The organism is Muribaculum sp., from assembly GCF_029051885.1.
In the GTDB taxonomy this organism is placed as follows: domain Bacteria; phylum Bacteroidota; class Bacteroidia; order Bacteroidales; family Muribaculaceae; genus Muribaculum.
In genome coordinates this window covers 1-6,023 of the sequence record NZ_JAIDKI010000134.1, presented here as the reverse complement: position 1 = coordinate 6,023, position 6,023 = coordinate 1, and the positions used below count along the sequence as shown (strand labels likewise).

At 47.8% G+C, this 6,023-nt stretch carries 9 protein-coding genes; 6 read left to right on the top strand and 3 right to left on the bottom strand.

The genetic code is table 11. From position 1 onward, the window contains the following. From K2I50_RS05835 to K2I50_RS05820, 4 genes are all read left to right on the top strand, one after another. Nucleotides 1-313 (top strand): DUF4982 domain-containing protein (locus K2I50_RS05835; protein ID WP_301025272.1); only part of this gene is annotated, 313 nt, incomplete at its 5' end. 116 nt (nucleotides 314-429) lie between these two features. Beyond that, nucleotides 430-2,025 (top strand): alpha-galactosidase, encoded by a 1,596-nt coding sequence (locus K2I50_RS05830; RefSeq protein WP_301025271.1) that lies wholly within the window; start codon nucleotides 430-432, stop codon nucleotides 2,023-2,025. Between the two features lie 87 nt (nucleotides 2,026-2,112). Continuing rightward, complete coding sequence (locus K2I50_RS05825; protein ID WP_301025270.1) at nucleotides 2,113-2,583, top strand: hypothetical protein; 471 nt, start codon at nucleotides 2,113-2,115, stop codon at nucleotides 2,581-2,583. Beyond that, nucleotides 2,580-2,846, top strand: a complete 267-nt coding sequence (locus K2I50_RS05820) for a helix-turn-helix domain-containing protein (protein ID WP_301025269.1) — start codon at nucleotides 2,580-2,582, stop codon at nucleotides 2,844-2,846. Before K2I50_RS05825 ends, K2I50_RS05820 begins: the two co-directional genes overlap by 4 nt. A gap of 93 nt (nucleotides 2,847-2,939) precedes the next feature. On the opposite strand, the gene K2I50_RS05815 is transcribed toward K2I50_RS05820, so the two are convergent. The 3 genes from K2I50_RS05815 to K2I50_RS05805 are packed head-to-tail and all read right to left on the bottom strand — an operon-like array spanning nucleotide 2,940 to nucleotide 4,327. Next, nucleotides 2,940-3,383 carry a GNAT family N-acetyltransferase gene (locus K2I50_RS05815; protein ID WP_301025268.1) on the bottom strand — a complete coding sequence of 148 codons (444 nt, stop codon included), beginning with the start codon at nucleotides 3,381-3,383 and terminating at the stop codon, nucleotides 2,940-2,942. Between the two features lie 7 nt (nucleotides 3,384-3,390). After that, entirely contained in the window at nucleotides 3,391-3,906 is a 516-nt protein-coding gene (locus K2I50_RS05810) for a GNAT family N-acetyltransferase (protein ID WP_301025267.1), read from the bottom strand. 4 nt (nucleotides 3,907-3,910) lie between these two features. Further along, nucleotides 3,911-4,327: an MmcQ/YjbR family DNA-binding protein gene (locus tag K2I50_RS05805; RefSeq protein ID WP_301025266.1), complete on the bottom strand. Its 417-nt coding sequence runs from the start codon at nucleotides 4,325-4,327 to the stop codon at nucleotides 3,911-3,913. 90 nt (nucleotides 4,328-4,417) lie between these two features. Here K2I50_RS05805 and K2I50_RS05800 point away from each other — a divergent pair, with 90 nt between their 5' ends. After that, on the top strand, nucleotides 4,418-5,194 hold the full coding sequence (locus K2I50_RS05800) for a YaaA family protein (protein ID WP_301025265.1): 777 nt from the start codon (nucleotides 4,418-4,420) through the stop codon (nucleotides 5,192-5,194). 83 nt (nucleotides 5,195-5,277) lie between these two features. Further along, complete coding sequence (locus K2I50_RS05795; RefSeq protein WP_301025264.1) at nucleotides 5,278-5,943, top strand: hypothetical protein; 666 nt, start codon at nucleotides 5,278-5,280, stop codon at nucleotides 5,941-5,943. Nucleotides 5,944-6,023 lie beyond the last annotated feature (80 nt).

The following is a 6,023-nucleotide window of genomic DNA, read 5'->3' as shown; positions in this document are numbered from 1 at the left end:
CAGGAAAACAAAGAAAGACGCATTTTATTTCTACAAAGCCAACTGGAACGATACCGAGCCGTTTGTCTACATCTCCGGACGCCGCCATTCACGCCGCACAGCCCCGACCGCCACAGTCACCATATTCTCCAATCAGCCGGAAGTCGAACTGATTGTAAACGGCCAAAGCATCGGACGCAAGAAGTCCGACGGGTTCGGCACATTCACATTCGACAATGTCGGACTCGCGGATGGCGAAAACGTACTGACCGCAAAATCAACCGCCCGAAAGACCGACATATCCGACCGTGTGGTATGGACTCTCGTCAGATGACCATGTGTCGGCCCGGAAATAAGTATATGCCCGCCGGCTGACATCCCATACTATGACATTCATTATCAAACATATTCTTATAACCACTTCTAAACAAGCCCTTTACCTGCAACCGTATGAAAGTCATCACCACATGTGTACTGTCGTTCCTCTCATTCATATATGCATTGGCCGACAACGGCCCTGTGATGGGATGGAGTTCGTGGAACACATACCGTGTAAACATCTCTGACACACTGATAATGCGCCAGGCCGATGCTCTTGTGCGACTCGGACTTGACACCCTCGGATACCGCTATATAAACATTGATGACGGATTTTTCGGAGGCCGCAATCCCAACACATCAAGTCTGACATTTCACCCGAAGAGATTTCCCAACGGGCTTAAGCCGGTTGTCGACCACATACACGGTCTCGGACTGAAAGCCGGAATCTACAGCGATGCCGGCGCCAACACCTGCGGAAACTTCTGGGACGCCGACAGCATAGCCCGCGGAGTAGGCCTGTACAAGAATGAACTCCGCGATTGCGAAGACTTTTTCAAAAACATAGGATTCGATTTCATAAAAGTAGATTTCTGCGGGGGCGATCCCCGACAGAATTTCGACAGGCTCGAACTCGTGCCCGAAGAAAGATACCGCACGATACACGACGCGATATCGGCCACCGGACGCGATGACGTCAGGATGAATATATGCCGATGGAATTATCCCGGCACATGGGCCTCCGACATCGCATCGTCGTGGCGCATATCACAGGACATAACTCCACATTGGGAATCAATCAAGGACATTATCGGTCAGAATCTTTATCTATCGGCATATTCATCCTACGGCCACTACAACGACATGGACATGCTCGAAATCGGAAAAGGGCTTACTGAAACCGAAGAACGCACCCATTTCGGCATATGGTGCATGATGTCGTCGCCATTGCTCATTGGATGCGACCTGACCGCCATACCTGAATCATCATTAAAAATACTGAGCAACCGGAAACTGATTGAACTAAACCAGGCATATCCCGCCCGACAGGCCTATGTGGCCCGCCACTGCGGCGGATGCTATGTACTGGTGAAGGATGTAGGTGAAGTAAACGGCACATCGCGCGCAGTGGCATTCTACAACCCCACCGACTCGGCCCACACCTTTTCACTCTCCCTTGAAGATATCGACCTCTCAGGTCCGGCTACTGTTGAAAACCTGTGGGACGGCACTTGCCACACGGCTACAGAGATGATGTCGGAAATAACCGTTCCCGCTCACGGCACGGATATTTACATCATTCACGGTAAAGAGCGAAAAATGCGCAGAAGATACGAGGCCGAGACTGCTTTTCTCCCCGACTATCAGGAGCTGGTCAACCCTGAGGCTTTCAACACTGCTTATTACGAGCCGGATTCTCTATGCAGCGGCTCAATGAAAGTGGTCAATGCCGGCAGGTCGGAGTCCAACGACATTGTTTTCAACAACGTATACGTAAATAAAGCCGGCAACTACAAGCTGTTGATAAGATACCGCGGCTTTGAGGACTGCGACTCATGGATATATGTGAATCAACAGCCTGTCACAGGATATCATGTAAGATGCAGTCACAACGGATTCGACGAAATGACTGTCAACGTACATCTTGAAAAAGGCGTCAACGTAATCCGATTCCACAATAAAGAGTCACGACTCCCCGAAATAGACTATATTGATGTCTGCGAATGAATTCGTTACACAAAATTTTCACCACGATTTACATTTATGTAAATCGCTTTTCGTAACTTTGCGTTATAATTATAAACGCTAAGAACAATGAGCGAAGTTGAACTCCTTTTGGTCAACAGCAGCGATAGCTGCACGATGTACACAATTCAGTTTCTCTCTGACGATATGAGCGAATTTGAAAAGTTCATTTCGAAATTCAGAGAGGATGCAGAATTGAATCCTGATTTTCAAGCTATCATCCGTTTTGTTGAACAGATTCTTGCAAACGGAGCATTGGAAAGATACTTCCGCAGAGAGGGAAAGATGAGCGATTCCGTCGTTGCTCTCCCGGTGCTGAAATCCAAACTTCGCCTTTATTGCCTACGCCTTACCGATAAAATCCTAATTCTCGGCAATGGCGATGTCAAGAACAATCGTACATACGAAGAAGACGATACACTTCAGGGCTACGTCATGGATTTGCAGAAGTTTGAAAGGTTGCTCAAACAGGAAGTCCGTTCCGGCAACGTAGAGATAACAGAAAAGGAGATTATAACCGATAAAAAATTTGTTATATGAGATACGCCAATATACCTCTGCAAGATATCTTTAATGAGATACCTCGCGAAAAACGGGAAGAAACCCGACTCTCTTTCGCTATCTCTAACAGACTTGACGAGCTGATGCGCGAAAAAGGGTTGAATAAAAAGCAGTTTGCCGAGGCCATCGGTAAACGACCAAATGAGATTACACGATGGTTAAGCGGCGAGCACAATTTCACCATCGCAACCATTGCAATGCTGTCATCGTTCTTCGGGCAACCGATTATTACCGTTCAGTAGTGCATTCATGCCATCTCCCGACTTCAACAACTTGATATATTGATATGAAATATGCCGGATGATAGCAGCCGGTTGAGTACACTGACACATAGCTCAAGTGTGCTTCGACAGATAAACCATATCGCGAAGCGTCACGCCATCCTCGACTATCGGTTCGGGGTAATTGTTGGTGAAAAATCCCGGGATACGATAGGAATATACGTATCCGCACCTATGGTAAAAACCTAGTGTCGACGGGCTCTCCCCTGTGCCGAGTAATATAACCGAGCCGGGATGAAGGGTTTCAACATATTCAAGCATCGCCCTCCCTATGCCTTTACGGCGGAAACCGGCCTCTACTGCCAGATTTTTCACTTCATACCGCCCGTCTCCCTCACATGTGACAGCACATACGGCGACTACACGATTGTCGATACAGCCGGCATAAAGCTCCGACCGGTCAAGATAACGGCGTATCATAGGCTCCGACTCGTCGCCTACAAGGAGCAACGCCATGTACCTCTCCTTATCGCACTCATTGACTATGCTGATAGTCATGTCACTACTACATGTCAGTGTTAACATAAAAAAGCTCTCTGGCAGGGCCCGACTGCTCGGCATGGTGATAAGCGAAGCCACACTTCTCGGCGACACGACGCGACTTATTGTTGGCTTCATAAAAGGCAATCCACAGATTTTTCTTGCCAAGCACCTCGCGGGCATATGACATAATGGCCTTCACTGCCTCGGGTATCAGTCCATGGCCCCAGTATGGCTTACCGATCCAGTAGCCTATTTCCGCATCCGGATGTTTTATGTATTCGCTATGCAATGCCTCATCCGGCACAAGACCACAGCAGCCCACCGGCTCTCCCGTTTCCTTCAGCACTACAGCAAAAGTGGCGGGAGCGGAAAACACGGTCATTATCACTTCACGGCTGAACTCGACCGATGTATGCGGCGGCCATCCGGCAGCTGTACCTACAGCCGGATCTGATGCATATTTATAAAGGGCCGGAGCATCGGCTTCGTGCCAAGGCCGCAATATAAGGCGCTCCGTTTCAATATATTGTTCTGACATTATCCTACTTTTTATCTACATTTACAACGCCACTCTCTATGTAGCAGTTGGCTATTCTTATCTCTTCCAGCTCGGGATACTGCTGCCTGACTCTGCGCGGTAGCTTTCCGACAACCTCGGAATAGCTGTGGCGTATGAGCGAGAATATGAAGTCGGCCGACAGGTTGCCGCTCATACTTATCTGATTCCAATATCGCTTATTCCAGTGCCATGCCGGAGTTATCTCGGAAAAGCGGTCGCGCAACTCGACAGCATAGTCGGGATTGCATTTCACAACGAAATAATCGTTGCGCTCAAAGCCGTAACATGCAAATATCTTCCCGAACACACGGAAAAGAAGACACTCCTCTCCAAAAGCCATATCCTCGGTGACATATGGAAGCGAGAGGCAGTAACACCGCAGAGTTTCTATATCAGTCATAGAGATATCGTTTTATTATTAAACAAGCTCTTTTCCGCGAAGATACGATTTTTTATGTACTTTTACCGAAAACTATATACATATGTTGTCATGATAATACTTATCGCAGAATCAAAGAAAATGTCGGCATGCGACTCACCTGTAGCCGGCACCGAGTATCTAAGGCCTATATTTGAAAAGGATGCCGGCATGATAATGGAATCGCTGCGCGACATGAATGCCGACACCCTCCTGGGAAAAGTAAAAATCAGTCTTACTATGGTAAGGCGTCTGCAACAGATGATTTACGAATACCCCAACAAATCGCTCGGCGACATGGCTATGAAGGCATTCACCGGGGTGGTGTTCAATGCATTCGGCTACCCGACACTAAGCGAAGAGGCGCGCACGGCCACTTGCCGGCGGGTAAGAATCATATCCTCGCTCTACGGATGGCTGCGCCCCGACGATATAATCAAACAGTACCGTTTTGACTTCACCAATCCACTGGCTCCCGAGGGTGCAACGCTGGCCTCATACTGGAAAGAGGCCGTGACATCACGCCTGCTTCAGCAACTGGCCGATGACGGCTGCACAGAAGTGCTCAACCTCCTGCCGGCCGACGCAGCACGCTGTATCGACTGGAAGCAGATATCGCAGAAAGCCCGTGTGTGGAAGGCTGAATTTCACGAGATACACCCTGCCGGAGTCGTCCGCACACCCAACTCCAACCGCCTTAAAACTCTGCGCGGCCAGCTCCTCCGACAGATAATCCTCGAGAACATCACACTCCCCGAGCAACTTGCATCCCTCACAGGCGACGACTACATAGCAGCCGGACACGATGACACCACAGGCAACATTATATTCCATACCGCTCCGGTTTAGGCCGAGGACAGCCTCCCGTACCGTGCCTCCGGGAATTATCAACTGACATCAACCTGATAATAAATCAATTAAGCATGTTATTAATGCACAAAATTCTCACAACTATATTATGCTCCCTAATTATGGGGGGATGTTATTCCTCAAAAATCGGGAAAAATCCGGTTGCCGACGGCCAAAATATGATGTATGAATGTCTGTCAGCTCTCAAACATGGCAATGCCGACAAAGCAAATGACATAATTGGCAGATACATTAATGTCTATGCCTCAGCTGATACTTCTGAAGTGGCAGCTTTCTACAATGCCTCATCAGAAACATATTGGAATTTGAATGCAAAATCACAATCTCCCGAATGGAAGACTTTCATAGACAAAATGCGCCCGATAATGGAATGGTATATAACATCCGGTGAGGCTATTTCAAGTCTGCCTAATTACTCTAAATTGAAGGAGCTTAAATCGGCATACCAAAAATTTAAACCTTTTCAGTATGACAATGGAGATGATTATGTCAGAGACGGACTTTATCGTATAGTTGACGAACGTGGGAGAATAGGATATGCCGATAAAAATTGGAACACGGTCATAACACCCCGGTTTGCATTTGGATTTCCGTTTGAAAACGGGAAAGCCAAAGTCACTGATACCGGACAACTTAAAGAGGTAGAGGGGAGCCGTGGGGAATACCATTATTGGGAGAGCGATGACTGGTATTACATTGACAAATCAGGACGCAAAATAGACCGCTGATTTCTTAGAGCTTGTTTAATAATAAATGTTACCGTCAGGGCGGTCAATCGTCGAGCAGATTTTCGCTTGTGATGAGGGAG

Excerpts from the sequence above, each read along its gene's own strand:
- K2I50_RS05830 (WP_301025271.1), top strand. The coding sequence starts at position 430 with ATGAAAGTCATCACCACATGTGTACTGTCGTTCCTCTCATTCATATAT.
- K2I50_RS05825 (WP_301025270.1), top strand. The coding sequence starts at position 2,113 with ATGAGCGAAGTTGAACTCCTTTTGGTCAACAGCAGCGATAGCTGCACG.
- K2I50_RS05820 (WP_301025269.1), top strand. The coding sequence starts at position 2,580 with ATGAGATACGCCAATATACCTCTGCAAGATATCTTTAATGAGATACCT.
- K2I50_RS05815 (WP_301025268.1), bottom strand. The coding sequence starts at position 3,383 with ATGACTATCAGCATAGTCAATGAGTGCGATAAGGAGAGGTACATGGCG.
- K2I50_RS05810 (WP_301025267.1), bottom strand. The coding sequence starts at position 3,906 with ATGTCAGAACAATATATTGAAACGGAGCGCCTTATATTGCGGCCTTGG.
- K2I50_RS05805 (WP_301025266.1), bottom strand. The coding sequence starts at position 4,327 with ATGACTGATATAGAAACTCTGCGGTGTTACTGCCTCTCGCTTCCATAT.
- K2I50_RS05800 (WP_301025265.1), top strand. The coding sequence starts at position 4,418 with ATGATAATACTTATCGCAGAATCAAAGAAAATGTCGGCATGCGACTCA.
- K2I50_RS05795 (WP_301025264.1), top strand. The coding sequence starts at position 5,278 with ATGCACAAAATTCTCACAACTATATTATGCTCCCTAATTATGGGGGGA.